The organism is Mesorhizobium sp. M0761 (genome assembly GCF_040320205.1).
In the GTDB taxonomy this organism is placed as follows: domain Bacteria; phylum Pseudomonadota; class Alphaproteobacteria; order Rhizobiales; family Rhizobiaceae; genus Mesorhizobium.
In genome coordinates this window covers 19,465-46,030 of the sequence record NZ_JAMYPF010000020.1, presented here as the reverse complement: position 1 = coordinate 46,030, position 26,566 = coordinate 19,465, and the positions used below count along the sequence as shown (strand labels likewise).

At 62.6% G+C, this 26,566-nt stretch carries 26 protein-coding genes and 1 pseudogene; 16 read left to right on the top strand and 11 right to left on the bottom strand.

Features of this window, described 5'->3' with window-relative positions; genetic code table 11:
• Positions 1–22: 22 nt before the first annotated feature.
• Positions 23–418, top strand: a complete 396-nt coding sequence (locus NKI32_RS25810; RefSeq protein ID WP_023667806.1) for a RidA family protein — start codon at positions 23–25, stop codon at positions 416–418.
• Between the two features lie 23 nt (positions 419–441).
• Here the strand turns inward: NKI32_RS25810 and NKI32_RS25805 are convergent, their stop codons facing one another.
• A complete protein-coding gene (locus NKI32_RS25805) occupies positions 442–1,533 on the bottom strand; it encodes an LLM class flavin-dependent oxidoreductase (RefSeq protein ID WP_353004266.1) in 1,092 nt (363 codons plus the stop codon).
• Positions 1,534–1,653: 120 nt separating this feature from the next.
• Between NKI32_RS25805 and NKI32_RS25800 the strand changes: the two genes are divergently transcribed.
• The 5 genes from NKI32_RS25800 to NKI32_RS25780 all read left to right on the top strand — a co-directional run bounded on the left by NKI32_RS25800 (position 1,654) and on the right by NKI32_RS25780 (position 6,786).
• The gene (locus tag NKI32_RS25800; protein ID WP_353004203.1) at positions 1,654–2,415 is read left to right on the top strand and encodes an HpcH/HpaI aldolase family protein; all 762 of its coding nucleotides are present in this window, start codon (positions 1,654–1,656) and stop codon (positions 2,413–2,415) included.
• Positions 2,416–2,570: 155 nt separating this feature from the next.
• Positions 2,571–3,770 carry a pyridoxal phosphate-dependent aminotransferase gene (locus tag NKI32_RS25795; protein WP_353004201.1) on the top strand — a complete coding sequence of 400 codons (1,200 nt, stop codon included), beginning with the start codon at positions 2,571–2,573 and terminating at the stop codon, positions 3,768–3,770.
• A 76-nt stretch (positions 3,771–3,846) separates the two neighbouring features.
• On the top strand, positions 3,847–4,644 hold the full coding sequence (locus tag NKI32_RS25790) for an ABC transporter substrate-binding protein (protein WP_023682726.1): 798 nt from the start codon (positions 3,847–3,849) through the stop codon (positions 4,642–4,644).
• 150 nt (positions 4,645–4,794) lie between these two features.
• A complete protein-coding gene (locus tag NKI32_RS25785; RefSeq protein WP_023667812.1) occupies positions 4,795–5,469 on the top strand; it encodes an amino acid ABC transporter permease in 675 nt (224 codons plus the stop codon).
• 45 nt (positions 5,470–5,514) lie between these two features.
• Positions 5,515–6,786, top strand: a complete 1,272-nt coding sequence (locus NKI32_RS25780) for a cysteine desulfurase-like protein (protein ID WP_353004199.1) — start codon at positions 5,515–5,517, stop codon at positions 6,784–6,786.
• A gap of 7 nt (positions 6,787–6,793) precedes the next feature.
• Here the strand turns inward: NKI32_RS25780 and NKI32_RS25775 are convergent, their stop codons facing one another.
• The 3 genes from NKI32_RS25775 to NKI32_RS25765 all read right to left on the bottom strand — a co-directional run bounded on the left by NKI32_RS25775 (position 6,794) and on the right by NKI32_RS25765 (position 10,334).
• Positions 6,794–8,755, bottom strand: coding sequence for a 3-hydroxyacyl-CoA dehydrogenase NAD-binding domain-containing protein (locus NKI32_RS25775; RefSeq protein ID WP_353004197.1), 1,962 nt, complete (start codon positions 8,753–8,755; stop codon positions 6,794–6,796).
• Between the two features lie 224 nt (positions 8,756–8,979).
• Positions 8,980–9,957: a UDP-glucuronic acid decarboxylase family protein gene (locus NKI32_RS25770; RefSeq protein ID WP_023667815.1), complete on the bottom strand. Its 978-nt coding sequence runs from the start codon at positions 9,955–9,957 to the stop codon at positions 8,980–8,982.
• A 179-nt stretch (positions 9,958–10,136) separates the two neighbouring features.
• Positions 10,137–10,334 (bottom strand): hypothetical protein, encoded by a 198-nt coding sequence (locus tag NKI32_RS25765; RefSeq protein WP_352498019.1) that lies wholly within the window; start codon positions 10,332–10,334, stop codon positions 10,137–10,139.
• An 88-nt stretch (positions 10,335–10,422) separates the two neighbouring features.
• On the opposite strand from NKI32_RS25765, the gene NKI32_RS25760 reads away from it, so the two are divergent.
• On the top strand, positions 10,423–11,703 hold the full coding sequence (locus NKI32_RS25760) for a nucleotide sugar dehydrogenase (protein WP_023682723.1): 1,281 nt from the start codon (positions 10,423–10,425) through the stop codon (positions 11,701–11,703).
• A gap of 31 nt (positions 11,704–11,734) precedes the next feature.
• The gene (locus NKI32_RS25755) at positions 11,735–12,754 is read left to right on the top strand and encodes an NAD-dependent epimerase (RefSeq protein ID WP_353004194.1); all 1,020 of its coding nucleotides are present in this window, start codon (positions 11,735–11,737) and stop codon (positions 12,752–12,754) included.
• 70 nt (positions 12,755–12,824) lie between these two features.
• Here the strand turns inward: NKI32_RS25755 and NKI32_RS25750 are convergent, their stop codons facing one another.
• On the bottom strand, positions 12,825–13,772 hold the full coding sequence (locus NKI32_RS25750; protein WP_353004192.1) for an AraC family transcriptional regulator N-terminal domain-containing protein: 948 nt from the start codon (positions 13,770–13,772) through the stop codon (positions 12,825–12,827).
• Between the two features lie 98 nt (positions 13,773–13,870).
• Between NKI32_RS25750 and NKI32_RS25745 the strand changes: the two genes are divergently transcribed.
• Complete coding sequence (locus NKI32_RS25745) at positions 13,871–14,596, top strand: SDR family oxidoreductase (protein ID WP_353004190.1); 726 nt, start codon at positions 13,871–13,873, stop codon at positions 14,594–14,596.
• A gap of 69 nt (positions 14,597–14,665) precedes the next feature.
• On the opposite strand, the pseudogene NKI32_RS25740 reads toward NKI32_RS25745, so the two are convergent.
• The 3 genes and pseudogenes from NKI32_RS25740 to NKI32_RS25730 all read right to left on the bottom strand — a co-directional run.
• Positions 14,666–14,860 (bottom strand): annotated as a pseudogene (locus NKI32_RS25740) (helix-turn-helix domain-containing protein); the annotation flags it as partial.
• A 75-nt stretch (positions 14,861–14,935) separates the two neighbouring features.
• Positions 14,936–15,682 (bottom strand): IclR family transcriptional regulator, encoded by a 747-nt coding sequence (locus NKI32_RS25735; protein ID WP_353004187.1) that lies wholly within the window; start codon positions 15,680–15,682, stop codon positions 14,936–14,938.
• Positions 15,683–15,949: 267 nt separating this feature from the next.
• Positions 15,950–16,819 (bottom strand): helix-turn-helix domain-containing protein, encoded by an 870-nt coding sequence (locus NKI32_RS25730; RefSeq protein ID WP_353004185.1) that lies wholly within the window; start codon positions 16,817–16,819, stop codon positions 15,950–15,952.
• A gap of 92 nt (positions 16,820–16,911) precedes the next feature.
• On the opposite strand from NKI32_RS25730, the gene NKI32_RS25725 reads away from it, so the two are divergent.
• On the top strand, positions 16,912–18,456 hold the full coding sequence (locus tag NKI32_RS25725; protein ID WP_023804440.1) for a 4-hydroxyphenylacetate 3-hydroxylase N-terminal domain-containing protein: 1,545 nt from the start codon (positions 16,912–16,914) through the stop codon (positions 18,454–18,456).
• A 6-nt stretch (positions 18,457–18,462) separates the two neighbouring features.
• Positions 18,463–18,972: a flavin reductase gene (locus NKI32_RS25720; RefSeq protein WP_023692271.1), complete on the top strand. Its 510-nt coding sequence runs from the start codon at positions 18,463–18,465 to the stop codon at positions 18,970–18,972.
• Between the two features lie 10 nt (positions 18,973–18,982).
• Here the strand turns inward: NKI32_RS25720 and hpaR are convergent, their stop codons facing one another.
• Positions 18,983–19,378, bottom strand: a complete 396-nt coding sequence (gene hpaR / locus NKI32_RS25715) for a homoprotocatechuate degradation operon regulator HpaR (protein WP_023704722.1) — start codon at positions 19,376–19,378, stop codon at positions 18,983–18,985.
• A 201-nt stretch (positions 19,379–19,579) separates the two neighbouring features.
• Between hpaR and NKI32_RS25710 the strand changes: the two genes are divergently transcribed.
• From NKI32_RS25710 to hpaH, 5 genes are read left to right on the top strand one after another with little or no spacing between them, the layout of a single operon-like run.
• Positions 19,580–19,966, top strand: a complete 387-nt coding sequence (locus NKI32_RS25710; protein ID WP_023747997.1) for a 5-carboxymethyl-2-hydroxymuconate Delta-isomerase — start codon at positions 19,580–19,582, stop codon at positions 19,964–19,966.
• 11 nt (positions 19,967–19,977) lie between these two features.
• Positions 19,978–21,495, top strand: a complete 1,518-nt coding sequence (gene hpaE / locus NKI32_RS25705; RefSeq protein ID WP_353004183.1) for a 5-carboxymethyl-2-hydroxymuconate semialdehyde dehydrogenase — start codon at positions 19,978–19,980, stop codon at positions 21,493–21,495.
• A gap of 14 nt (positions 21,496–21,509) precedes the next feature.
• The gene (gene hpaD / locus NKI32_RS25700) at positions 21,510–22,490 is read left to right on the top strand and encodes a 3,4-dihydroxyphenylacetate 2,3-dioxygenase (protein WP_353004181.1); all 981 of its coding nucleotides are present in this window, start codon (positions 21,510–21,512) and stop codon (positions 22,488–22,490) included.
• 29 nt (positions 22,491–22,519) lie between these two features.
• Positions 22,520–23,395, top strand: a complete 876-nt coding sequence (locus NKI32_RS25695) for a fumarylacetoacetate hydrolase family protein (protein ID WP_023823570.1) — start codon at positions 22,520–22,522, stop codon at positions 23,393–23,395.
• Entirely contained in the window at positions 23,389–24,198 is an 810-nt protein-coding gene (hpaH, locus tag NKI32_RS25690; protein WP_023686938.1) for a 2-oxo-hept-4-ene-1,7-dioate hydratase, read from the top strand. Before NKI32_RS25695 ends, hpaH begins: the two co-directional genes overlap by 7 nt.
• A 17-nt stretch (positions 24,199–24,215) precedes the next feature.
• Here the strand turns inward: hpaH and NKI32_RS25685 are convergent, their stop codons facing one another.
• Positions 24,216–25,247 carry a phosphotransferase enzyme family protein gene (locus NKI32_RS25685; RefSeq protein ID WP_353004179.1) on the bottom strand — a complete coding sequence of 344 codons (1,032 nt, stop codon included), beginning with the start codon at positions 25,245–25,247 and terminating at the stop codon, positions 24,216–24,218.
• On the bottom strand, positions 25,244–26,551 hold the full coding sequence (locus tag NKI32_RS25680) for an aminotransferase class III-fold pyridoxal phosphate-dependent enzyme (protein WP_353004176.1): 1,308 nt from the start codon (positions 26,549–26,551) through the stop codon (positions 25,244–25,246). The genes NKI32_RS25685 and NKI32_RS25680 overlap by 4 nt, the downstream gene beginning before the upstream one ends.
• Between the last annotated feature and the right edge of the window lie 15 nt (positions 26,552–26,566).

Genomic DNA, 26,566 nt, shown 5'->3' with positions numbered 1-26,566 from the left:
AGAATACCGGGGAGGCTTGAAAATGCACGAGATCCTGCAGCCGGAGGGCTGGGCGAAACCGGTCGGCTACGCCAACGGCATTGCTGCGCGCGGCAGGCTCGTCTTCGTGGGCGGACAGGTCGGCTGGAACGGGCAGTGCCAGTTCGAGACCGACGATTTCGCCGGCCAGGTGCGGCAGACGCTGCAAAACATCGTCGCCGTGCTGGCGGAAGCTGGCGCGGAGCCACGGCACATCACCGCGATGACTTGGTATTTCACCGACAAGGCCGAATATCTCGGCAATCTCAAGGGTATAGGCGAGGCCTATCGCGAGGTGATCGGCCGGCATTTCCCAGCGATGGCCGCCATGCAGGTGGTGGCGCTGGTGGAAGATCGCGCCAAGATCGAAATTCAGGCAACCGCCGTCATTCCGGATTAACGAATTCGTTATTCCCGGATTGATCAGCAGCGCAGCCCCGCCCGCTTCAGCAGCGGAAATACGTGGTCGCAGAAATAGGGCAGTTCCTGGGTGTAGTTGACGAACGACAGCGCGATGCCCTGGTAGCCATGCCCGGCAATGGCAGCCATCTCGGCGGCGATCGTCTCCGGCGTTCCAACCAGCGGGTAGGTGCCGGCGCCGCCGGCGAAACGCTGCCGGTAGCGGTCATAGGCATGCGGGTCATGCGACTGCGAGAACTCCTTCTTGCCGGCCATATGGGCATCGACCGCATCGTGGTCGGCCAGATCGACGGCATAGCGCGTGTAGTAGGCCTGCGCCTCTTCCATGGTTGGTCGGCAGACGACATGCGCCACCGTGTAGACGCCGACATTGCGGCCAACCTTGTCGGCCCGCTCGCTGATGTCGGCGACATGCTTGCCGGCATCGCCCATTTCCGAAAAGGTGGTGAACAGATAATCGCATCGGGCGGCGGCGAAATCGCGGCCCGGGCCACCGAAAGCAGCGTTCATGGTCACCGGGCGTGGAACCTGCAGGCTCGCCGGCCGGCTGACCGCTTCCTTCAGCCGATAGTAGGGGCCTTCATAGTCCAGAGGCTGGTCCGAGGCGTAAAGCTTTTCCAGGATTTCGATCCATTCGGCGGCCTGGTCGTAGCCCTTCTCGACCAAAGGCGTGCCGAACATGCCGAATTCCTTCGGGTTCCAGCCGCAGACGATGTTCAAGCCGGCGCGGCCCTGGCTGATATGGTCGACAGTTGCCAGCGCCTTGGCGGCATAGAGCGGATGCACCAGCGGCACATGCACGGTCATGAACAGGCCGATCTGCTCGGTGGCCACCGCCAGAGCTGCTGCCCAGGTGAAGGTCTCGAACGACCATTCGCGCACCTTGTTGCGGCCGCCAAAGCCACGCCAGCGCGCGATCGGCAGCATAAATTCCAGCCCGGCGCGGTCGGCGATCTGCGCCGCCGTCAGATTGTCCTGCCAGCTTGCCGTCCAGCGTTCCGGCACATCGGTGATGGCCAGACCGCCATCGGCATTGGTCGAAAAGACGCCGAGCTTCAGTTTGTTCGAGCCGTGCAGGGGATGCGTTTTGATCATCATGGGAACCCGTGGCGGGAGACCGACACGCTAGGCCCGCGCAAAAATATTTCAAGCCTGAAATAGCTTCGCCTCGCCGCCGATTGCGGATATGAATTTGGAGGGGAAAAGGGGATGGATATGAGTGGGTTCCGTCAGAAGTGCATCGGCAAGACCAATCTCGTCGGCTCCTTCGCCGCTATTCCCCATCCCGTCGCCGTCGAAGTGATGGCGCTCACCGGCCTCGACTTCGTCTGCATCGACTGGGAACATGCCCAGATCGCGCGCGACACGATCGAAACCATGGTGCGCGCGGCCGACGTGCATCGCGTGCCGGCCATGGTGCGTGTTCCCGGCCATGCGCCGGAAGCTATCCAGGCGGCGCTCGACAGCGGCGCACAAGGCGTGCTCGTGCCGCGCGTCTCGACCGCTGCTCAGGCCGAGGCGGCGGTGAAAGCCTCGCGCTATCCGCCGCTGGGCGAGCGCGGCGTCGGGCCTGGCCGCGCGGCTGGCTATGGCTATCGCATTCCCGAATATCTGGCCGCGGCCAATGACAGGGTGGTCGTCGCGGTCCAGGTCGAGACATCGGAGGGGCTGGCCAATATCGAGGCGATCGCGGCCATAGACGGCATCGATGTGGTCTTCGTCGGCCCCGGCGATCTCTCCGTGTCGATCGATGCGATCGGGCCGAAAGGCGTGGACAAGCTCAATGAGGCGATCACAAGGATCATCCGCGCGACCGTCGCGCATGGCAGGACATCGGGTATATTTTGCGCCAGCCCACAGACGATCAGCCAGTGGGCCGCTATCGGCGCGAGCTTCTTCGTGCTGGCCAGCGATACGATGTTTCTTGGCGCCGGCGCTGCGGCCAACTGCACCGCTGCGCGCGCCGAGCTGCGGTAGACGGGCGGGATCGGGCAAAAACTTTTTAAGCTTAAAACTTTTTCCTTGAAAAGCGCAGCACATTGGATAGCATCCAAACTCGATGGCGACTGTCGTGCCGGTGGGGCTTGCCGGGCAGTCCGTCGCGGTGCTCCGGGTGGGAGGGGTTTCAGTCCTTGTCGTTCATACTGCCCCAGTCATCGTCCAGCGCGCGTTATGCTTTCGACGGCGTACGTGCCCAGATCCGTGACCTGCACACCGAAAACATTGCCAACCTTGCCGTGCGCGCCCGAGAACTGGGCGACGTGATCGCGCTCTGGTACGGCGAAGGCGACATGGTGACGCCCGCTTTCATCCGCGACGCGGCGAAGGCCGCCTTCGATGAAGGCCAGACGTTCTACGTCCCTAACATGCGTGGGCACCCCCTACTGAACGAGGCGCTGTCGGAATACCAAACGCGCATTCACGGCCGGACGATCCCGATTGCGCGCACCACGGTCACGCCCGGCGGCATGCAGGCGCTGTACCTGGCGCTGGAACTACTGGTCGATATCGGCAGCAACGTCGTCTATGTCGCGCCGCAATGGCCCAACATCCACAACGCCATCCATCTGATCGGCGGCGAGCCAAGGCCGTTTTCGCTCGACTTCAAGGGCGACTGGCATCTCGATCTCGACCGGCTGTTCGCCACTTGCGATGCGCGCACACGCGCGATCTTCCTGTCGACGCCGTCCAACCCGACCGGCTGGACCGCGTCGCGCGAGGAGATGCAGGCGCTGCTCGACTTCAGCCGGCGCACCGGCATCTGGATCATCTCCGACGAGGTCTATGGCCGGCTCTATTTCGACGGCAATGTTGCTCCTTCCATCCTGCAGATCGCCGAGGATGGCGACCGGGTGCTGTCGGTCAACAGTTTTTCGAAGGCGTGGGCGATGACCGGCTGGCGCATCGGCTGGCTGACGCATCCGTCGGGGGTGGCCGACCAGCTTGGCGCCATGACGCAGTACATCAACAGCGGCACCGCCGCGCCTATCCAGGCAGGCGCTGTCGCCGCCATCCGCCAAGGCGAGCCGCTGGTCGAGGAGATCAGGCAGCGGATCAAAACCGGCCTCGACCTTGCCTATGACAGGCTGGCCCAGATTCCCGGCATCATCCTGCCGACGAAACCGCGCGGAGGCATGTATGCCTTCTTTGCCATGGACGGCGAAAGCGACGCCCGGCAGGCCTGCGCCAGGATACTGGAGACGGCGCGCGTCGGGCTGGCTCCCGGCCACCTCTTTGGAAATTCGGCAGCGGCCTTCCTGCGGATGTGCGTGTGCCGTGAACGCGACCAGATAGCGACCGCGCTCGAGCGCATGGTCGCCGCCATGAATTGACGCCCCGCTGGGAGGTGGGACGGCAACAAACCGTGCGGGAGCAAACCCGCCCGATCACAACCAGAGGGAACACAAAATGAGCTTCACTCGTCGCAACCTGCTTCTTCTCGCCGCCACGATCGGCATCGCTGCCGGCCCGGCCACCGCCTTTGCCGCCGATGTGCTCAATGTCGGCGCCTACCCGACCAATCCGCCCTTCGAATACAAGAACGAGAGCGGCACTTTCGAGGGCTTTGAAGTCGACATCGTCAACGAAGCGGCCAAGCGTGCCGGCATGACCACCGACATTGCCGACCTCGGCTTCCAGGCGCTGTTCGCGGCTGTCAGTTCCAACCGCATCGATGTCGCGATCTCCTCGATCACCATCACGCCGGAGCGACTGAAAACGCTGTCCTTCACCCAGCCCTATTATGACTCCGACATGGGCATTGCGACGAAGACCGATAGCGCTGTTAACACCGAGGCCGACCTCAAAGGCAAGATCGTCGGCGTGCTTTCAGGCTCGACCGGCGAGACCTGGGTCAAGGCGCATCAGGAGGCTGACGGCTACAGCGACGTGAAGGGCTACGACACGCAGCAGAATCTTCTGCTCGACCTCAGCGCGGGCCGCGTGGACGCCGCCGTCAGCGATATTCCGGGCATGGAATACTCCTTCACCAAGATGAAGGACCTGAAGGTCAAGCAGCGCATTAAGACCGGCGAACAGTACGGCCTGATGATGAGCAAGGACCATCCGCTGCTCGGCAAGCTGAACGACGCGCTGACCGCGATGAAGAAGGACGGAACGCTGGCCGCGATCCACAAGAAGTGGTTCGGCAGCGACGCGCCAGCCGATTCCTCGACGGTCAAGGAAATGCCGCTGCCCAAGGCCTGACCGGCAATGCACTTAAATCGTGCCGGCTCCCGGGCCGGCACGATTCATTTCACGCTCGGGCGCCTGCTGCCGCACGGATAGCCTCATGGGAGGCAAGGTCGATTGGTTTTAACTTGAGCATCCTTTGCTCTGGGGTTCGGGAACGCTCCCATGTCGCTGATCGACACCTTCTTCAATCCTGACGTGATCATGTCCAGCCTGCCGGCGCTGTTGCGTGGCTTCCTGAACACGCTGCTGCTCGGCATTTTGAGTATCGGCATCGGCATTCCCATTGGCCTGGGGATCAGCCTGTTGCGGCTCTATGCGCCGAAGCCGCTGCGCTGGCTGGCGGTCGGCTACACCGACATCTTCCGCGCCCTGCCGGTGCTGGTGGTGCTGATCCTGATCTATTATGCGCTGCCCTTCCTCGGCATCCGTCTGTCGTCCTGGGCCTCCGCCGTGACGGCGTTCGCCATCATCATGTCGGCCTATTCAGCAGAAGTGTTCCGCTCCGGCATTGAGAGCATTCCGAAAGGCCAATTCGAGGCAGCACAGGCGCTCGGCCTGCCTTTCCTTTTGACCTTGCGCAAGGTGGTGCTGCCGCAGGCGATCCGCGTCGTCATCCCCCCGATGACCAGCAATTGCGTCTCGATGTTCAAGGACACGTCGCTCGCTTCCACCGTTGCGCTGCCTGAACTGTTGAAGGAAGCGACCAACGCGCAGTCGCTCTACGCCAATCCCTCGCCGCTGATCGGCGCCGCTTTGGTCTATCTCATCTTCCTCTGGCCCATGGTCCGCCTCGTCAGCCTGCTCGAAGACCGCTTCAAGACCGAGAAGACGCGCTGACCTCATCAACCGTCCCGCTTCCCAAGCCATTCGCAGGAGATACAGTTGAGCAATTCCCAAGCCGCCGGCGGCTTTCCGGTCGACACCATCCGCGCCATGTTTCCGGCCTTGCAGCGCGCCGGTGATTTCATCTTCATGGACAACGCCGCCGGCGCGCAGATCCCGCAGAGCGTGCTCGATGCGGTGACCAACCACCTGGTCTCGCACAATGTGCAGCGCGGCGGACGTTACGGCCGCAGCGTCGCGGTCGACCAATCGGTCGCCAATGCGCGCGAGAGCGTGGCCTTGCTGATCAACGCCTACAGTCCGTCGGAAATCTGCTTCGGCATGAACGCCACCTCATTCATCCGCTTGGTCAGCCTCGGCATCGGCCAGATGCTGGCCAAGGACACAGAGCGAGACGAGATCGTCATCACCGATATGGACCACGACGCCAACATCGCGACGTGGCTGGCGCTGGAATCCGCCGGAGCCAAGTTCAAGTGGTGGCGCATGCGCGAGGACGGCAACCTGCATGTCGACGACCTCAAGCCGCTGGTTTCTGAGCGCACCCGTCTCGTCGCCTGCACGGTGACGGCGCACTCGATCGGTTCGATCGTTGATGTCGCTTCCGTGGCCGGGATCGCGCATGCGGCCGGCGCCGAAGTGTTCCTTGACTGCGTGCATTACGGACCGCACGGGCTGATCGACGTGCAGGCCTGGGACTGTGATTATCTAGTCTGCTCCGGCTACAAGAATTTCTCGCCGCATATGGGCTTTCTGTGGGGCCGCTTCGAAACGCTGAAGCGGCTGCCGACCTTCCGCGAGGATTTCATCCCCGACGAGCCGCCTTACAAGGTCGAGGCCGGCACCTTCATCTACGAAAACGTCTCGGGCATGGATGCCGCGGTGCAGTACCTGGAACTGATCGGCCGCAATCTGGCGCCCTCCAACAACCGCTCGCGGCGCGACAACATCGTTGCCGGCATGGGCGCCATCCGCGACTATGAAATGCTCTTGGCGCGCGAGATGCTCGCCGTGCTCAAGGGATGCAATGCCACGATCTACGGCGTCGCCGAGGAAGACCGCATCAACGAACGCGTGCCGACATTCTGCTTCAACATCGGCAAGCTGTCGCCGCAGCGGATCGTCGAGGAAATGGCTGACATGCAGATCGGCATCCGCGACGGCCATATGTATGCGCCCCGGCTGATGAAGCGTCTCAACCTGTCGATGGACAGCGGCGCCATCCGCGCCTCGCTGGTCCATTACAACACGGTCGACGAGGTCAGGCGTTTCGGCGAGGCACTGCGCGCCGTCATCGCAAGGCTGTCGTAGCTGGTCCTTAAACCTCTCCGGCGCGGAACATCGGCCCGCCCTTGTGGGCCGGGAAGCCATAGCCGTTGATCATCACCAGATCGATGTCGGAGGCACGCGCCGCGATGCCTTCGGCGAGTAGTGCCTTGCCCTCGTCGGCCATTGCCGCCAGCAAGCGCGTGACGATCTCATCGGGCGAAAAGCGGCGCGGCACGATGCCCTTGGCCGCTCGCACGGCCTCGATCAGCGCCGTTACTTGCGGGTCGCTCCTGCGTTCGCCGTCCGAATAATCGTACCAGCCGCGCCCGGTCTTGCGGCCGAAGCGGCCGGCCTCGCACAGCCGGTCGGCGATTTCGACATAACGTGCTTGCGGATCGCGCATCGCCGCCTGTCGCTTGCGCCGCGCCCAGGCTATCTCCAGCCCAGCCATATCGTTGACCGCGAAGATCCCCATCGGGAAGCCCCAGGCCTCCAGCGCGGCATCCACCTCATCGGGTGCTGCGCCATCCTCCACCATGAACTCCGCCTCGCGGCGGTAGGCGGAATAGATGCGGTTGCCGATGAAACCCTCGGTAACGCCGCACACGACAGGCAGCTTGCCGAGCTTCCTGGCGAAGGCGATCGCCGAGGCGAGCACATCGGGCGCCGTCGCCGCGCAATCCACCACTTCGGTGAGCCGCATGACGTTGGCCGGGGAGAAAAAATGCAGGCCGACGATCCGTTCGGGCCGGGCGGTTGCAGAGGCGATCTCGTCGGGGTTGAGGTAGCTGGTGTTGGTCGCAAGGATGGCGTCCGGGCGGACGATACGTTCGAGCTTCCGGAAGAGTTCGGTTTTTACCGCGAGATCGTCGAACACTGCCTCGATGACCAGATCGGCCTGCACCAGCCTGCCGGCGTCGCTGGCCGCTTCAAACCGGCTCAGCGCCTCCCTGCGCGCATGATCGGTGAGACGGCCGGATTGGACCGACTTGTCGAGAAGCCCGGCGATACGCTCGTATCCTTTTGCCGCGGCGTCGTCGTTCTGCTCGATGCCGATTACGCGATAGCCGGCATTCAAGGCCGAGACCGCGATGCCTGCACCCACCAGGCCGGTTCCGACGATACCGACGGTCTCGACCTTGCGAGGCGTGACACCCTCCAGCCTGTCGACTTTGCTGGCTTGCCTCTCGGCAAAGAAGACGTGGCGCAACGCTGCCGCTTCGCGAGAATCCCGGAGGCGCAGGAAGGTCGCGCGTTCGTCCGCAAGACCGTCCTCAAGTTTGGCCGTGGACGCGGCCTGGACCAGTCTCACGGCTTCTGCAGGCGCCATCTGCCCTCGGTTGCGGGAAAGTACCTTCTTTGCGGCTGCCGCGTCGGCCTCAGGTTGCGAGCGCGGGACGGAAAGCGCGCCCGTGCGCCACAGCGGTTGGCCAACGAGACGGCGGGCGACATCGAGCGCGCCTTCGGGAAGATCGTCCGCAATGGCATCGATCAGACCGAGAGCGAGCGCTTCGTCGGCATTTGCGGGCCGACCCGTGCCGATCAGGTCAATTGCGGCGACCGTGCCGATGAGGCGGGGCAGGCGTTGGGTTCCGCCGGCCCCGGGCACTAACCCGAGCTTGACCTCGGGCAGGCCGAAGCTGGCCGCCTTGCTGGCCACCCGGTAGTGGCAGGCCAGCGCAATCTCGCAGCCGCCGCCGAGCGCCGCGCCGCCTACTGCCGCGACGATCGGTTTCGCGAAGCTCTCGATCGCTTCGATCACGTCAGGCAGTGTGGGCCCGATAGCGGGCTTGCCGAATTCCTTGATATCGGCGCCACCGATGAAGGTGCGCCCAATGGCGGTCAGCACCACGGCAGACACTTCATCCGACGCCGCACGCCCAAGCGCAGCCATCAGTCCGGCCCTGACATGGAGGGACAGCGCGTTGACCGGCGGATTTTCGATCGTGACGATGAGAACGCCATCGACGATCTTGCCTGTGACACTCTCGGAAAATCGTGCTGTGTTCATGGAGTTTTATTCCGGAACAACGGCAAATCTTCCTCCTCCTTCTGCTCTCCGCCAAATGCCGGTGTCCCGGCTCGGACGGATGAAGCGCTATGGATCTTCAAAATAATTTCAAGCTTAAAATAATTAGAATTCGAAAAACTTCAAGCCTACCGGAGTCGACTGCAAAAGGCGTCGCTACCACGACGGTGATCGGTCAGACTTGACGGTTGCACTGCGGTGCCGGGTCAAGGCGAGTTTGTGGAAACCTTCGGCAGCAGGGCTTTGAAATAGTCGATCGTCTGTTGCAGCCCGGCTTCCAAAGTCACTGTCGGCTCCCAGCCGACAAGCCTTTTGGCAAGGGTGATATCGGGCTGGCGGTGCCGCGGATCGTCTTGCGGAAGATCGCGGTAAATTATATCCGAACCTGATCCGGTCATCTGCGTCGTCAGTTCGGCCAAGCGCCTGATCGTTACTTCCCTTGGATTGCCGATGTTTACTGGACCGGTCACCTCCGGCCCCGTATCCATGAGGCGCAGCATGCCGCTCACCAGGTCGTCGACGTAGCAAAACGACCTTGTCTGTGAGCCGTCGCCGAAAATGGTTATCGGTTCACCACGAAGCGCCTGCACGATGAAATTTGAGACAACCCTGCCGTCTGCCGGGTGCATGCGCGGCCCGAACGTATTAAAAATCCGCGCGACCTTGACCCACAAGCCATGTTGTCGGTGATAGTCGAAGAACAGCGTTTCGGCGCAGCGTTTGCCTTCATCGTAGCATGAGCGCGGCCCGATCGGGTTTACATTGCCCCAGTAACTCTCGGGCTGCGGATGCACAGACGCGTCACCATAGACCTCGCTGGTGGAGGCCTGAAAGACTTTGCATTTCAGCCGCTTTGCCAGTCCAAGAACATTGATGGCGCCGTGCACGGCGGTCTTGATCGTCTGAACCGGGTCGTACTGGTAGTGAACAGGCGAGGCCGGACACGCCAGGTTGTAAATCTCATCGACTTCGACGTAGAGCGGAAAGGTCACGTCATGGCGCATGAATTCGAAGCGGGGATGCTTGGCCAAATGGTCGATATTGCGCTTTGATCCGGTGAAAAGGTTGTCGACACACAAGATTTCGTCGCCTCGTTCCAACAGGCGGTCAATAAGATGCGAGCCGATAAACCCTGCGCCCCCGGTAACGAGAATGCGTCTGCGGCTGTCATAGAGTCTGGCCAATTTCTGCTCCCAGGCAAATGCTGATCGACCAGATATCGGTCGCCACACGCAGGATACGACGTGTCCGCAGCCAATGCACAAGGACCAAACTGAAATTTCGCAGATCCGCTCGGTGGCGATGCGAATTCCGATCCGGGCATTTGGTTTGATCAGAAGGCACGATTGAGGCCGATAGTGGCCTATGGATTGGCAGCAGAGAATATCAGCCCTGTCGTCAGGGCCGCCGCTGCGTAGGTGGCCGGCAGAACCTGACGGTTCACCCCAATCCGCAGCAGAGAGTGGCTCGAAACACGGTCCTGCTGGATTTTATCCACAACATCGATGGCATCGGCGGATGGCAACATGAAACATGGCAACGACCATTTTTCATGAGACATTCCTCTTCGCGATAGAGCATCGTTGAATTGGCCAACAGCCTGCCATACAAGCACGTCGGCTCAACAGGTGGCTCGAGGAACCCCACGGATGTCCGAACGCATTGCAGTTATCGGCCTGGGTTATGTCGGCCTGCCGGTAGCCATCGCCTTCGGGAAGGTTTTCCCCGGCACCATAGCTTTTGACATCAGCGAGCGTCGGATCGGGGAATTGCGTGGCGGCGTCGATCGTACGGGAGAAGTTGATGCAACGGCGCTCAAGGAGACCTCGATAGGGCTGACGACCGACCGGGAGATGTTGAAAGGCGCTACTTTCTTCATCGTTGCCGTGCCAACCCCTATCGACGCAAATCGCGCTCCCGATCTGGCTTCTTTGAAACTGGCGTCCGAACTCGTCGGCGAGGCGGTGAGCAAAGGCGCCGTCGTCGTTTTTGAGTCGACAGTCTATCCAGGTGTGACCGAAGATTTCTGTGGGCCGATCATCGAGCAGGTTTCCGGCCTGCGACATCCCCGCGACTTTGCCCTCGGCTATTCGCCCGAACGCGCCAACCCCGGCGATCGGGAACACTCGCTGCAAAAGATCGTCAAAGTCGTCTCCGGCGAGAATAACGAGACGCTGGAGCGCGTCGCGAACGTTTATGGCCGTATCATAGATGCCGGCGTCTACCGCGCCCCGTCGATCAAGGTGGCCGAGGCAGCGAAGGTTATCGAGAACACCCAGCGCGATCTGAACATCGCGCTGATGAACGAACTGGCAATGATCTTCGAGCGGCTCGATATCCGGACGCAGGATGTTCTTGATGCTGCGTCGACGAAATGGAACTTCCTTCCCTTCAAACCGGGGTTCGTCGGCGGCCACTGCATCAGCGTCGATCCATATTATTTGACCGCCAAGGCCGAGGCCGAAGGTTACCATCCGCAGATCATCCTCGCCGGACGTCGCATCAATGACGGAATGGGGGCCTTCGTCGCCCAGCAGGTTGTCAAACGGCTGATTGGTTCTGACACGCCCGTCAAAGGGGCTTCTGTCGGCATTCTCGGGCTGACATTCAAGGAGGACGTGCCGGATTTGCGCAACAGCCGCGTTTTCGACATGGTCAAGGAACTAAGGCAGTTCGGAATTATCCCCAAAGTCCATGATCCCCTTGCCGATGTCGAAACCGCTCGGCGTGATCACGGCGAAACAATCCTGCCGCTCGATGAGATAAACGATTTGCAGGCGCTTGTTCTGGCGGTGCCTCACAGGCAATATCTCACCAACGAAAGAGCGCGTCTTTTTCAAATGATCAGGCCGGGGGGGACACTGTTCGATGTCAAGTCGGCCATCAAGCCCAATGAAGTTCCCGACAACATAAAATACTGGAGCTTGTAAAGCTCGCCTGAAATTAACGCTAGGATATGCAGTGACATCAAGCAGGCCGATACTGATCACCGGCGCAGCCGGGTTCATAGGGTTTCATCTTTGCCTGAGGCTGCTTGCCGAAGGAGGCCAGGTTATCGGCCTCGACTCCATGAACGAGTATTATGACGTCAGCCTGAAGCAGGCTCGTCTCGAGCGGCTGAAAGCGTTTTCGAATTTTTGTTTCGAGCATGCCGATCTCACGGAGCGGGACCGTATTTCGGAGCTCTTCCTTTCGGCCGCGCCGGAGGTTGTCGTCAATCTCGCGGCGCAAGCCGGCGTACGCTATTCGATCAGCAATCCGCACGCCTATGTGGAAAGCAACCTCAGCGGCTTTGTCAACATCCTGGAAGGATGCCGGCAGGCGTCCGTCGGCCATCTGGTCTATGCATCGTCGAGTTCGATTTATGGCGGCAGCACCCGCATGCCGTTTTCCGTGCACGATCCGGCGGACCATCCGCTCAGCCTTTACGCCGCAAGCAAGAAGGCGAACGAGCTGATGGCGCACACATACAGCCATCTGTTTGGACTGCCGACCACCGGGCTGCGTTTTTTCACCGTCTATGGTCCGTGGGGGCGGCCGGACATGGCGCTGTTCATCTTCGCCAAGGCTATCCTCGCCGGCGAGCCGATCGAGGTCTTCAACTATGGCAACATGCAGCGGGATTTCACCTATATCGACGACATTGTCGAAGGTATTATCCGCGTCATGCAGCAACCCGCGACACCCAATCCTGAGTGGAAAAGTGTCGCGCCAGACCCAGCGACCAGCAACGCCCCGTTCAGGATTCACAACATCGGCGGCAATTCGCCCGTTCAACTGAACCGATTGATCGAAGTGCTCGAAGACGCGCTGGGACGCAAGGCAAACCGCAACCTCATGCCACTTCAGCCAGGCGACGTTCCGGCAACTTTCGCCAATGTCAGCTCGCTCGAGGAGGCGACCGGCTTCAAGCCCAAAATCCCGATCGAAATAGGGGTTCCGCGCTTTGTCGAATGGTACCGGGAGTTCTACCGAGCATGATCGGACGCTTCGCCACCTGGAGGCGGCTGGCTCCTGACCAGCCATGGCTGGCGCATGCCGCTCGGAAAACTCAATAAGCCGCAGCCGAACTGGGTGTCGCCTGAAGGCGGTCAATATCTTTCCGGGGCGGCGCACCGAACAGGCGACGATATTCTCGGCTGAACTGCGAAGGGCTGTCATAGCCCACCGCGAACCCGGCCGTGCCTGCGTTTGCGCCGCCGGCAAGCATAATCCTTCGCGCCTCCTGCAGGCGCAGCTGCTTCTGGTATTCGAGCGGGGTCATGCGCGTAATCGCCTTGAAATGGGCATGAAGGGACGACGCGCTCATGCCTGATGCCGCCGCAATCTCTTCGATGCGCAGTTGTGCCTGGAAATGATTGCGGATCGTGGCGATGGCGCGGCTGACCTGGTTCAAGTGGCTGTCCACCGACGCCATCTGGCGAAGCGTGTCACCGTGCGGTCCGGTGAGGAGCCGGTAAAGGATTTCGCGTTCGATCAGCGGCGCCAGCACGGTGATGCTCTCGGGGCGATTGAGCAGCCTGACAAGCCGACAGGCGGCATCAATCAGGTCGGGGTCACTTGGATAGGCAGCTAACACCGGCAGATCCCTGCTGGGGGATGCACGTCCTTCTTTCACAAGCAGTTCGGCCAGCGCGGTGGAATCAAAATCTATCTTGCAACAGAGGTAGGGCGCCGCCGGGCTCGCCTCCAACACATGCCCGACCAGCGGCAGGTCGACCGAGACGAGCAGGTAGCTCGATGCGTCATAGACCACGCTCTGGTCGGCCAGCGAGACGCGCTTCGATCCTTGGGCGATTATGCAAAGCGACGCCTCGTAGACCGCAGGCACGGGTGCACTGGGCTGGTTGGCGCGAATGAGCGACAGCCGCGGCACCGCAGTGCCGGCCATGCCAGATTTCGGCGCAAAGCGGGTGATCAGCTCGGCGAGTTCATTGATTTTCTCCATGCCGCATAAATCTTCATGGCGCGAAAATGTTGCAAGGCATTTCGAGTTCATTTGGAGGATCGTGCAAACTCTTTGGACGATCACGCTACCGGCCTTTGCCGGGTCGCGACCATCTATCTCCCCGTCACCGCAGCGAAAAAGGAACGATCATGACGGGACTTAAAGACAAGGTTGTACTCATCACCGGCGCCTCCAGCGGCATCGGCGAAGCGACGGTTCGGGAACTTGCCGGTGCCGGCGCCAGACTGTTCATCGGGGCCCGCCGCACCGAGCGGCTCAAGGCGCTGGCCGCAGAAATAGGCAAAGGCGTCGCGTGGCGCGAACTCGACGTGACCGATGCGGCGAATTTCGACGCCTTTGCCGATGCCGCTCATGCCGAATTCGGGCAGATCGATGTGCTGGTCAACAATGCAGGCGTCATGCCGCTGTCGCCGCTTGCCGCGCTGAAGCGCGATGAGTGGTCTCGCATGATCAATGTCAACATCGGCGGCGTGCTGAACGGGATCGCCGCGGTGCTGCCGCGCTTCGTCGCCCAGAAGAATGGGCATATCGTCAATGTCGCCTCGGTCGGTGCGCATATCGTGCTGCCTACCGCGGCGGTCTATTGCGGCACGAAATATGCCGTCTGGGCAATCACCGAGGGGCTGCGGCAGGAGCATGACGACATCCGCGCCACGATCATCTCCCCCGGAGTGACCGCAACCGAACTGGGCGACGATATCAGCGATCCTCAGGTCGCCATGGCTCTGAAAGAATGGCGGCAGAAGTCGCTCACACCGGACTCCATTGCACGGGCGATCCGTTTTGCGCTTGATCAACCCGACGGCGTCGACGTCAACGAAGTGATCGTGCGGCCAACCGCTGCCAATATGTAGAACTTGCTGCCGGATGCCGGCTTTCGGCGGGCTAGGGCGCTCTCCGAGATCCGGCAAACGGCCCACCCCTTAATGCACCACCGCCCTCAGCCTCTGGCGCAACTCCCGCGGGGCCACATCGTACCGGCTCTCGAACGCGCGCGAAAAATGCGCACTCGAATTGACCCCGCAGGCAAAGACGATTTCCGAGATCGTGGGCGACGCGCGGGCGGGCGGCAACAATTCTTCCTTGCTGCGCTCCAGCCGCCTGTCCCAGACGAAGCGTTCCGGTCTCGCAGCAAGCCGGTGCGCCGCTGGGAACTTAACCTGCTAATCATCTCCCCTGCGACGGTAGAGGTGTCAGGCTTCGCCGGCCAGGCGCGCTGAAATCAGCCGCGCCGCCTTGATCACCGCTTCGCCCTGGCTGGCCGCCATGCTGTCATCGGCGCGTGACACAGGCGAGGCCACCGCGAGCGCACCGAGAGGACGCCCATCGGAGCCGAGGATTGCCGCGGCTATGCTGTGCACGCCTTCTTCATAGCCTTGGGAGCTCGAGGAATAGCCGCGCTTGGCGGCAAGCCGGATCGCCTTCATCAGCCTGTCGGGCTGCGTCACCGTGTGTGGCGTGAAGGTCGGCAACGGCTTGTCGACATAGGCCTCGGCCGCTTCCCGAGGCGAAGCGGCGAGAAAGGCGATGCCGGAGGCGGTGCCGTGCAAGGGCAGCACCTGGCCGACATCGACATTGACCCGGTTGGCCTTTGCCGACAGCTCGACATGGACCGTCAGCAGTGCGCCGGCGCTGAATTCCGACAGATGCACCGTCTCGCCGGTTTCCAGCGCCAGCTCGCGAACCACAGATGCTGCCACGCGCACGAAGGGAAAATGCGCGTCGCGAAAGCGGGCCAGCCGCGACAGGCCGGCGCCGAGCCGGTAGCGGCGGCTTGCCGGCTCCTGTTCGATCAAGCGGTGGTCGGCCAGCGCCATCAGCAGGCGCCGCGCCGTCGCCTTGTCGAGGCCGGTTTTGCGGGCGAGCTCGGACAGGCCGATCTCCGGTTCGCCGAGCGTGAACTGCTCCAACAGCGATATCGCTTTGCCGACTGTGCTCATCGTGCATCCTCAAGATACTTCGCATGGGACGGAAGCCAATCCACCTTGCAGTCCGCTCATAGCACATAAAATGGTGGTTCAAATAACGAACCGTTTGGAAGCGACAAAAAAACACCAGCAAGTTTCGCGGCGACATCAATCTCGATGCCGCGCCGTGCGCGGGGTGATGCTGCGCGGCAACACCTATCAACAGGTGGATCAACTCGGCGGCGCTGCGCCTAGCCGGCGTGTCGGCCCAAACGCCTGATCCTGGCCGGCGCGGAAGCTTCAACTCTGCCCCAGCTGCGCGCGGCGCCAGGCGGCGGGCGCCTGGCCAACCCGCTCCCGGAAGAAGCGTGAGAAATAGGCCGGATCTTCGAAGCCGATTTCGTAGGCGATGTCCTCGACGGTGCGCACGGTGAACAGCAGCAAGCGCTTGGCCTCCAGCAACCGTCGCTCGCCGATGAGTCGCTTGACGCCGCTGCCAAGCACCGTATGGGCGGCCTTGTCGAGAAGATGCGGTGTCGTGGCCAGCGCCTCGACGTAGCGGTCGACGGGCCAGTTGTCGCGGAAATGCGCATCGACCAGACGGCGCAAGCCGCGCGCCAATGCAGCATCGGAAGAGCCAGTCGCATCCATTACCTCGGGACCAAGACGCGCGACGTGGGAGAGCGCGACGGCAATCAGCGCCGGCAGGGTCTTGTCACTCCCGGCCTGCGCCTCGGCATATTCGGTGGCGATCATCTCCAGCACCGCCGCAAGCCTTTTCCACGCGACGTGCTGAGGAAGGCTATCGGCAAAGACGGGCCGGTCCAATGGCAGCAGGCTGTGAGCTGCTATTGCCGCAAGCGCATCATCGGCGACCGAAACGACGATGGCGTCGGTGCCGGGCCCGATCGAGAAGCCATGCACGATAGTGCTCGGCACGAAGCTGACGGCCGGTGCCGAAAAGTCCCAGGATTGGTCTTCGATGCGATAAGTGCCGGAGCCGCTTGTCCAGTAGGTGATCTGGCCCATTTGCGGATGTTTGTGCGCGGCAACCTGGCCGAGATGAATGTTGCTGCGCGCAAGCACTGTCTCGACATGCAGGAAGCCGACATCGAGCGGCCGCACCGGCTCGCCATAGACAAAGAAATCAGGAATGGAATTGAGGCTCATGGCGCCGGAAAAAGTCCAATCGGTTTTGCCGTTACGTCCTAACCGATCCTTGCCAGGAGCGCTAGAGTTGATGCCATAAGTGGAGGAACATCATGCGATCGGAAGACTTTCGTGCCGACAATGGGCGCCCGTTCACCGGGGCCGAGTATCTGGAGAGCCTGCGCGACGGCCGCGAGGTCTACATCAACGGCGAGCGCATTGCCGATGTCACCACCCATCCGGCCATGCGCAATTCGGCGCGGTCGCTGGCGCGCCTCTATGATGCGCTGCACGATCCCAAGCGGCAGGGCACGCTGACCTCGCCTACCGATACCGGTTCGGGCGGCTACACCCACAAATATTTCCGCGTCGCCAAATCCTCCGGCGAACTCGCGGCCCAGCAGACCGCGATCGCCGAGTGGTCACGCATGTCCTATGGCTGGATGGGCCGCACGCCCGATTACAAGGCGGCACTGATGAACACGCTCGGCGCCAATGCCGACTGGTACGGCCCGTTCAAGGACAATGCGCTCGCCTGGCACAAGCGTGCGCAGGAAGCCGTGCTGTTCATGAACCACGCCATCGTCAACCCGCCGATCGACCGCCACAAGCCGGCCGAACAGGTGAAGGATGTCTTCGTCCACATCACCAAGGAGACCGACGCCGGCATCTATGTCTCCGGCGCCAAGGTGGTGGCGACGTCCTCGGCGCTGACCCACTACAATTTCCTGGCGCAGAGTTCGGCGACGGTCACCGAAGATCCGTCGCTGTCGGTCATGTTCATCGTGCCGATGAATGCGCCGGGGGTAAAGATGTTCTGCCGCGTCTCCTATGAGCAGACGGCCAACACGGCGGCGGCTCCGTTCGACTATCCGTTGTCGTCGCGCTTCGACGAGAACGATGCCATCCTGGTGCTCGACAATGTCTTCATCCCCTGGGAGGACGTGCTGGTGCTGCGCGAGGCGCAGAAAATCCTGTCCTTCCATCCGGCTTCGGGCTTCATGCATGGCTATTGCTTCCAGGGCTGTACACGCTTTGCCGTCAAGCTCGACTTCCTCGCCGGCCTGCTGGCAAAGGCGCTGCGCGCCACCGGCGGCGATGCCTTCCGCGGCAACCAGGCGGCGCTGGGCGAGGTGATCGCGCTCAGGCACATGTTCTGGAGTTTCTCCAACGCCATGGCCTACAATCCGATCCCCTGGGCGAATGGCGCTGTCCTGCCCAACCTGGAAGCAGCCCTTGCCTACCGGACTTTCATGTCGGAAGCCTATCCGCGCGTCATCGACACGGTGCGCCGGGTGATCGCTTCTGGGTTGATCTACCTGCCGTCATCAGTGCGCGACTTCAACAATCCCGAGATCGACAAATACCTCGCGCAATATGTGCGCGGTTCCAACGACATGGGCCATGTCGAGCGCATCAAGATCATGAAACTGTTGTGGGACGCGACCGGCACCGAGTTCGGCGGCCGCCACGCGCTCTACGAACTCAACTATGCCGGTGCGCCGGAAGAGGTGCGGCTGCAGGTGCTGAAGGGCGCCGAACGCGGCGGCCGGCTGAAGGCCATGGAAGAACTGGTCGACACCTGCATGGCCGACTATGACGAGAACGGCTGGACGGGAGATACCTGGCTCAATCCGCTCGCTTCTACGGCCGGGTGATGTCAGATGGCCACGCAGATTTCGAAGGCCGATTTCCGCGACGCCATGGCAAGGGTCTGCGCGCCGGTCAACATCGTCACGACAGATGGTCCGGCCGGGCGCGGCGGCTTCACCGCCACCGCCATGTGCAGTGTGTCGGACGAACCGCCGACACTGCTGGTGTGCATGAACGGCCGCTCGACGCAGGCCGCCATGTTCCTCGCCAACCGGCGCTTCTGCGTCAACGTGCTGACGCATGACCATATGCACCTGGCCGGCAAGTTCGCCGGCGCGACCAGGGACATGGAGGCACGCTATTCGGCGGCGCGCTGGCAAACGCTGGCCTCAGGCACGCCGGCGCTGTCCGATGCGATCGTCAATTTCGATTGCGAGATCGAGGATGTGCACATAGTCGGCACGCATAATGTCATGATCGGCCGCGTTATCGACGTCAGGCACGGCAGCGGCGGCTCGGCGCTGCTTTATGTCGACCGCAATTACACGCAGCCGACGCGGCTTGGCAGTTTTGGCGGCTGAGCCGCGGCAATCAGCTCTCGCCAGCGATCAGGCTCTCCAGCAGATCGAGCAATTGCTCGAGCCTCTCATGTCCGAAGCGCTGTTCGATGTCGCGGTAGATGACGAGGCGTTCCGGCGACAAGGCATCGATCAGGGCGGAACCCGCCGGGGCGATCGTCAGCACGACACGGCGGCCATCGCCTTCCGCCTTGTTGCGGGTGATGAATTTTCGGCCCTCGAGCGTCTTGATGATGCGTGTCAGGCTGGGCGGCAGCACCGAAGCGCGATCGGCAAGTTCCGTCGCCTCGACAGGGCCGGCCTCGCTCAGAACGCGCAGCACACGCCATTGCTGTTCGGTCACATCATGCGCCGCCAGCATAGGGCGAAACCGCGCCATCACCACTTCGCGGGCATGGAGCAGCGCCATCGGCAGAGAACGACGGGTGTTTTCAGGCAGCAAGAAGCAGCGTCCCCAATGATGCGGGCGGTCGGCGGGACCGCACGCCAAAACCTGAGCTTTCCATCCCGTATCGCCGCCTCAACTTGGATGCAAGGCTTGACTTCAGTGATGCTGCATGTAATTAACGCGTTAACTACAGCAGCGCAACAATCCGGGAGGCGAGACGCGGTGCCTCACTTTTCCATCGAGTATTCGGCCAACCTCGATGCCAAGGTCGACATGAGCGAATTGTGCGCGCTGGTGTTGCGCACCGTGCTCGGCACCGGGCTGTTTGAAACCGGCGCGGTGCGGGTGCGGGCCTTCCGTGCGGAAGCCTATGCCATCGCCGACAGCCTGCCGGAAAACGCTTTCCTCGACATGTCGTTTCGCATTGGAACCGGGCGCAGCGCCCAGGACAAGAAACGAACCGGGGAGGCGGTCTTCGCCGCGGTGAGCGAATACCTTGGCCCCCTGTTCGATACCCCGCATTTCGCTCTTTCCCTGGAGATCAGGGAGATCGACCCGGTACTGAGCTGGAAGAAAAACGCAATCCATCCGCGACTGCGCGGCAAGTGACGGAAGCTGATATGTCCAACCTCGAAGGCAATCTGAAAAAGGCCGAGGCCTATCTGGCCCGTTTCAAGCGCGACGGCGTGCTGAACCAGATCGGCGGCGAAGCGGTGCCGGCGGTGGATGGCTCGACCTTCGAGAGCATGTCGCCGGTCGATCTCAAGCCGCTGGCCAAGGTCGCGCGTGGCAGTGCCGCCGATATCGACCGCGCCGCCAAGGCGGCAAAGGCGGCGTTCCCGGCCTGGGCCGCCATGCCGGGCGACGGGCGCAAGAAGCTGCTGCACAAGATAGCCGATGCGATCGAAGCGCGCGCCGAGGAGATCGCCTTCGTCGAGTGCATGGACACCGGCCAGGCGCTGAAATTCATGGCCAAGGCCGCGCTGCGCGGCGCCGAGAATTTCCGCTTCTTCGCCGACCGCGCGCCGGAAGCGCGCGACGGCGAGACGCTGCGCACGACAGGCCAGGTCAACATCACCACGCGCGTGCCGATCGGCCCGGTCGGCATCATCACGCCGTGGAACACGCCGTTCATGCTGTCGACATGGAAGATCGCGCCGGCGCTGGCGGCAGGCTGCACCGTCGTCCACAAGCCGGCCGAATTTTCGCCGCTGACCGCTCGCCTGCTGGTCGAGATCGCCGAGGAGGCCGGCCTGCCGAAAGGCGTGTGGAACCTGGTCAACGGCCTCGGCGAGCACGCCGGCAAGGCGCTGACCGAGCACCCTGACATCAAGGCGATCGGTTTTGTCGGTGAGAGCCGCACCGGCTCGATGATCATGAAACAAGGCGCCGATACGCTGAAGCGCGTGCATTTCGAACTGGGCGGGAAGAACCCGGTGATCGTCTTCGCCGACGCCGATCTCGAACGTGCGGCGGATGCGGCCGTGTTCATGATCTACTCGCTCAACGGCGAACGCTGCACCTCATCGTCGCGGCTTCTGGTCGAAGCCTCGGTCTACGACACATTCACGGATCTGGTTGCGGAGAAGGCAAAGCGCATCAAGGTTGGCCATCCGCTCGATCCCAAAACGGTGGTTGGTCCGCTGATCCATCCGGTGCACGAGGAAAAGGTGCTTTCCTATATCGAGATCGGCAAATCGGAAGGCGCGGTGGTAGCCGCCGGCGGCGGCAAGTTCGCCGGTCCGGGCGGTGGCTGCTATGTCAGCCCGACGCTGTTTACCGGCGCCACCAACAGGATGCGCATTGCCCAGGAAGAGATTTTCGGGCCGGTGCTGACCGCCATTTCCTTCAAGGACGAGGCCGAAGCGCTGGCGCTGGCCAACGACACCCAATACGGCCTGACCGGCTATCTCTGGACGTCGGATGTTACCCGCGCCTTCCGCTTCACCGATGCGCTGGACGCCGGCATGATCTGGGTCAATTCGGAGAATGTGCGGCATTTGCCGACGCCGTTCGGCGGCGTCAAGAATTCCGGCATCGGCCGCGACGGCGGCGACCATTCCTTCGATTTCTACATGGAGACGAAGAACATCGCCTTCGCCACTTCAGCGCACACGATCCAGAAACTCGGCGGCTGACCGGAGGACATCGGATGCCACTGCCCAAACCAAACCTCTATCCCGCCTTCAACATCGTGCGCCTCAGCCATGTCGAACTGGCGGTCACCGACCTTGCGAAATCCCGCGCCTTCTATGTCGACACGCTCGGCCTGCAGGTTACCGACGAGACATCGGACGTCATCTATCTAAGGGCCCTGGAAGAGCGCGGACACCACTGCATCGTGCTGAAGAAGGCCGGCAGCGCCGAAGCACGCGATCTCGGCTTCAAGGTTTTCTCGGATGAGGATCTCGACAAGGCCGAGCACTTCTTCAAGGCAAAAGGCCTGCCGGTCGAGTGGGTCGAGCGACCGTACCAGTCGCGCACCTTCCGCACCCGCGACCCGCACGGCATTCCGCTCGAGTTCTTTGCCCAAATGGAAAGGCTGCCGCCGATTCATCAGAAATATGCGCTCTACAAGGGCGTGAAGCCGCTGCGCATCGACCACTTCAACTGCTTCTCGCCCAATGTCGACGAGTCCGTCGCCTTCTACAACGAGCTTGGCTTCCGCGTCACCGAATACACCGAGGATGCCAGTAGCGGAAAGCTGTGGGCGGCCTGGACGCACCGCAAGGGCGGCGTCCACGACATCGCCTTCACCAACGGTGTGGGTCCGCGCCTGCATCACGTCGCCTTCTGGGTGCCGACACCGCTCAACATCATCGACCTGCTCGACCTGATGGCGACGACCGGTTACCTCGCAAACATCGAGCGCGGCCCAGGCCGGCACGGCATTTCCAACGCCTTCTTCCTCTATGTTCGCGATCCTGACAATCACCGCATCGAGATCTACTGCTCGGACTACCAGACGGTCGATCCGGATCTGGAGCCGATCAAGTGGGACCTCAAGGACCCGCAGCGCCAGACGCTATGGGGCGCGCCGGCGCCGAAAAGCTGGTTCGAGGAGGGCAGCACCTTTGCCGGCGCGGCCGCACGCCAACCGGATTTGGCGGCGTCGCCGATCATCGCACCGTGACCACAGACGCGAACCTGACGGAGACCGGGATGACTGCACATGGGCGGCTCGCCACCTTCACCGTCGGCGGCAAGACGCGCTATGGCGTGGTCACAGATAAGGGCGTCGTCGACCTGTCGGCGCGGCACAGCCAGTGGCCGACGCTGCGCGAAGTGATCGAGGCCGGCGTGCTACGGCGGCTGGCGGAAGAGGCCGAAGCCTACGCCGTCGATTTTCCAGTCGGCGCCATCGCTTATGAAATCCCTGTGCCGTCGCCAGAAAAGATCATCTGCGTCGGCGTCAACTACCCGGACCGCAACGAAGAGTACAAGGACGGCCAGGCCGCGCCTTCCAACCCGTCGCTGTTCATCCGCTTCCCCCGCTCCTTCGTCGGCCACGACGCGCCGCTGGTGCGGCCGCCGGAATCGCCGCAGCTGGACTATGAGGGCGAGATCGTCATCGTCATCGGCAAGGGTGGACGACGCATCGCCGAGAGGGATGCGCTTGACCATATCGCGGCACTATCCCTGTGCAACGAAGGCACCATTCGCGATTGGGTACGGCACGCCAAGTTCAACGTCACGCAGGGCAAGAATTTCGACCGCACCGGCTCGCTCGGTCCGTGGCTGGTGCCGTTCACCGACGAGGCGCAGATTGCCGACATCGCGCTGACCACCCGCGTCAATGGCGAATTGCGCCAGCAGGACCGCACCAGCCGGATGATCTTCTCGTTCCGCAAGATCATCGCCTATGTCTCCACCTTCACCACGCTGGTGCCAGGCGATATCATCGTCACCGGTACGCCGACCGGCGCCGGCGCCCGCTTCGACCCGCCGATCTGGCTGAAGCCGGGCGACGTGATCGAAGTCGAAGCCGACGGCATCGGCGTGCTCCGCAACGGCGTCGTCGACGAGGTAGCATCGTGACCCCCGAGCAAGCTGAAGATGCCGCGGCAAGGCTGTTCGAAGCCGAGCGTTCGCGCCGCCAGATCCGTCTGCTCAGCCTCGATTTTCCCGACGCGACGATGGAGGATGCCTATCGCGTCCAGGCAGCGCTGGTGAAACGCAAGACCGATGCCGGGCTGACCCCGAAGGGCTGGAAGATCGGCCTGACATCGAAGGCGATGCAATATGCGCTCGCCATCGACACGCCGGATTCGGGCGTGCTGTTCGACGACATGTTCTTCAACGACGGCGCGACGATACCCGTCGGCCGCTTCATCCAGCCGCGCGTCGAGGCCGAGATAGCCTTCGTCATGAAGGCGCCGCTGAGGGGCCCAGGCGTGACCATCTTCGACGTGCTCAACGCCACCGATTATATCACGCCGGCGCTCGAAATCCTCGACACGCGCATCGAACGCGTCAATGCCGAGACAAAGAAGGCGCGCACTTTCTTCGATACGATTTCCGACAACGCCGCCAATGCCGGCATTGTCGTCGGCGGCCGGCCGCAACGACCCGATGAAGCCGATATGCGCTGGATCGGCGCCATCGTCTCGCGCAATGCGGAGGTCGAGGAGACCGGGCTTGGCGCCGGCGTGCTCAACCATCCGGCGATGGGCATTGCCTGGCTGGCGGACAGGCTCGCCCGCTACGGCATGTCCATCGCGGCCGGCGAGGTGGTGCTGTCCGGATCGTTTGTGCGCCCGGTCGAGGCGCGGCCCGGCGATACGATCGTCGCCGACTTCGGCAGCTCGGGAACGGTCAGCATCCATTTCGCCAAGAGCTGATGGCTCTCATCGGCTCGTCAGTTGGGCTGTTCGCCGCGCAAGTAGTCAATCACCACATCGGCTGCGATGGTCGACATGCGCAAGCCGACATCCCTGGTGATGTCGCCTTCGACGCGGCTTTGCACCCAGCCAAGAAACGCGAAGGCACGCAAGGCGGCGAATAGAGGCAATGCGGCGATGTCCTGCGGGATCAGCGCACGCTCTTGCTGGTAGCCGTCAAGCAAAGCGGTTTCGATCAGCGGGTAGATCGCCTCCTCGCGGTTCTGGTAGAGGGCGACGGCAAGGTCGTACATGTGCCAGCCATGGCCGCAATCATCGAAGTCGATGATGCGCACCGCACCATCATGAATGAGCACATTTTCGCGCACCAGATCGGCGTGGATGATGCCGAAATTGCGCGCGCTGCGCTCATGTTCCGACAGCGCCTTCACTGCCTTCTCGCGCGCCTGCAAGACCAGCGCGCGGCGAGGACCATCGAGAAAGGGCGAGGTCTCGAACCGGCCCCAGACCGGGTTCGCACCGAAGAAGCCGTCGAAGTCCCATGCATGGCGGGCGAAGCCCGCGGGCGGCGCCCACGAGGCAGTGACATTGTGCATATGGGCGATGGTCCGCCCGATCGCCGTGAAGATCTGGATCGACTGGTCGGCCGTGTAGACCAGTGGCACGCCGCGTGCGCCCACGGCGCGGCCCTCCAGCCAGCTCAGGCAATCGGCCTGCCGGGGCTGCGCCGAGGTGGCCGTGCTGACAAGTACGAACGGATCGCCGGCCTGTGTTGCGACGCAAGACGGCGTGGCGATGCCGGCGGATTGCAGGAAGCCCATCCATTGCAGTTCCGAACGCAGCGCGGCGTCCGTGTGGTAGCCGAGCCGGTGGATGCGCATGGCTGCCGGCTGGCCATCCGGCAGCCGCACGCGGAAGACGGCGTTCTCGCGGTGCTTCAGAAGTTCCGGCTCAGAGTTGCGGACGCCCCAATGTTCGAGCGCACGCCTGGCGAGCTCCGTGACATCGGCTGCCGTTTCGGGCTCGGATTGGGTGGAAACAGAATTCACGCCGGCACTCCGCCGACTTCGCCCAGCACCTCGTCCAGCAGGCCGATCAGGAAGTCGGCATTGTCACGCGAGAACGGCATGGGCGGGCGGATCTTGAGCACATTGCCGTGGATGCCGGTCTTGCCCATCAGCACGCCGCGATGGCGCATGCGATTGGCGACCTGCTCGGCAATGTCGGGCGCCGGTTCGCGCGTGTCGCGGTCGTGGACCAGCTCGGCGCCGAAGAACAGTCCGGCGCCCCTGACCTCGCCGATGCACTCATGCCGATCGGCCAGCGGGCGCAGCAGGCCAAGCGCATAAGCGCCGACATCGCGTGCGTTGGCGACAAGGTTCTCCTGTTCGATGACGTCGAGGACGGCGTTCGCGACCGCGCAGGAGACCGGGTTGCCGCCAAAGGTGTTGAAGTAGCGGAAAGCGTCGCGGAAGGTCGCCAGTATCTCCTTGGTGGTGACCAAGGCCGCGATCGGATGGCCATTGCCCATCGGCTTGCCCATGGTGACGATGTCGGGGACGAAGCCGGCGCGTTGATGGCCCCAGAAATGGCTGCCGGTGCGGCCGAAGCCGGGCTGCACTTCGTCGGCGATGACCAGACCACCGGCTTCGCGCACGGCCCCCAAGGCGTCGTCGAAAAATCCGGTGGGCAGAGCCGGGAAACCTTCATTGGCGAGCAGCGGACACAAGATGATGCCAGACAGGCCAATGCCGTCCTGTGCCAGCGAAGCGATCGCTTGACGCACGGCGTCGCCAAAGGCCTTGCCATTGGCCATCGCATCGGGATGGCGATAGCTGTCGGGGGCCGGCACCAGCCTGACATGGGGGGCGCGGCCGCGGATCGGAGGCATGCGCGTGCTGAGCTGCGAAACCGCCGCCGTGTTGCCATGATAGGTGGCGTCGGTGGCGATGATGCCCATATTGCCGGAGGCGGCCTGCGCCATGCGCAGCGCTATGTCGTTGGCCTCGCTGCCGGTACAGGTCAGGATTGCGGTGGCGAGGCTTGCATCGAAGGTCGCCGTCAGCCGCTCGACATAGTCGAGAATTGCGGTGTGCAGATAGCGTGTGTGGGTGTTGAGCAGGCTTGCCTGACGGCACAAGGCCTCGACCACATGCGGGTGGCAATGGCCGACATGGGCGACGTTGTTGTAGGCATCGAGATACTTGCGGCCGTCGGCATCGTAGAGCCAGACGCCTTCGCCGCGCACCAGGTGCACGGGCTCGTCGTAGAACAATTGCGATTTCGCGCCGAGCAGGCGGGCACGCCGCTTGACGAGCGCTTCCTCGCTCGGGTTCTTCTCAGATTGGGTCATTGCGTACCAAACTCC

Excerpts from the sequence above, each read along its gene's own strand:
- NKI32_RS25745 (WP_353004190.1), top strand. The coding sequence starts at position 13,871 with ATGACGGGACTTAAAGACAAGGTTGTACTCATCACCGGCGCCTCCAGC.
- NKI32_RS25735 (WP_353004187.1), bottom strand. The coding sequence starts at position 15,682 with ATGAGCACAGTCGGCAAAGCGATATCGCTGTTGGAGCAGTTCACGCTC.
- NKI32_RS25720 (WP_023692271.1), top strand. The coding sequence starts at position 18,463 with ATGGCCACGCAGATTTCGAAGGCCGATTTCCGCGACGCCATGGCAAGG.
- NKI32_RS25725 (WP_023804440.1), top strand. The coding sequence starts at position 16,912 with ATGCGATCGGAAGACTTTCGTGCCGACAATGGGCGCCCGTTCACCGGG.
- NKI32_RS25765 (WP_352498019.1), bottom strand. The coding sequence starts at position 10,334 with ATGTCTCATGAAAAATGGTCGTTGCCATGTTTCATGTTGCCATCCGCC.
- NKI32_RS25805 (WP_353004266.1), bottom strand. The coding sequence starts at position 1,533 with ATGATCAAAACGCATCCCCTGCACGGCTCGAACAAACTGAAGCTCGGC.
- NKI32_RS25785 (WP_023667812.1), top strand. The coding sequence starts at position 4,795 with ATGTCGCTGATCGACACCTTCTTCAATCCTGACGTGATCATGTCCAGC.
- NKI32_RS25775 (WP_353004197.1), bottom strand. The coding sequence starts at position 8,755 with ATGAACACAGCACGATTTTCCGAGAGTGTCACAGGCAAGATCGTCGAT.
- hpaE (WP_353004183.1), top strand. The coding sequence starts at position 19,978 with ATGTCCAACCTCGAAGGCAATCTGAAAAAGGCCGAGGCCTATCTGGCC.
- NKI32_RS25750 (WP_353004192.1), bottom strand. The coding sequence starts at position 13,772 with ATGAACTCGAAATGCCTTGCAACATTTTCGCGCCATGAAGATTTATGC.
- NKI32_RS25695 (WP_023823570.1), top strand. The coding sequence starts at position 22,520 with ATGACTGCACATGGGCGGCTCGCCACCTTCACCGTCGGCGGCAAGACG.
- NKI32_RS25800 (WP_353004203.1), top strand. The coding sequence starts at position 1,654 with ATGAGTGGGTTCCGTCAGAAGTGCATCGGCAAGACCAATCTCGTCGGC.
- NKI32_RS25760 (WP_023682723.1), top strand. The coding sequence starts at position 10,423 with ATGTCCGAACGCATTGCAGTTATCGGCCTGGGTTATGTCGGCCTGCCG.
- hpaR (WP_023704722.1), bottom strand. The coding sequence starts at position 19,378 with ATGGCGCTGCTCCATGCCCGCGAAGTGGTGATGGCGCGGTTTCGCCCT.
- hpaD (WP_353004181.1), top strand. The coding sequence starts at position 21,510 with ATGCCACTGCCCAAACCAAACCTCTATCCCGCCTTCAACATCGTGCGC.
- NKI32_RS25790 (WP_023682726.1), top strand. The coding sequence starts at position 3,847 with ATGAGCTTCACTCGTCGCAACCTGCTTCTTCTCGCCGCCACGATCGGC.
- NKI32_RS25730 (WP_353004185.1), bottom strand. The coding sequence starts at position 16,819 with ATGAGCCTCAATTCCATTCCTGATTTCTTTGTCTATGGCGAGCCGGTG.
- NKI32_RS25680 (WP_353004176.1), bottom strand. The coding sequence starts at position 26,551 with ATGACCCAATCTGAGAAGAACCCGAGCGAGGAAGCGCTCGTCAAGCGG.
- NKI32_RS25810 (WP_023667806.1), top strand. The coding sequence starts at position 23 with ATGCACGAGATCCTGCAGCCGGAGGGCTGGGCGAAACCGGTCGGCTAC.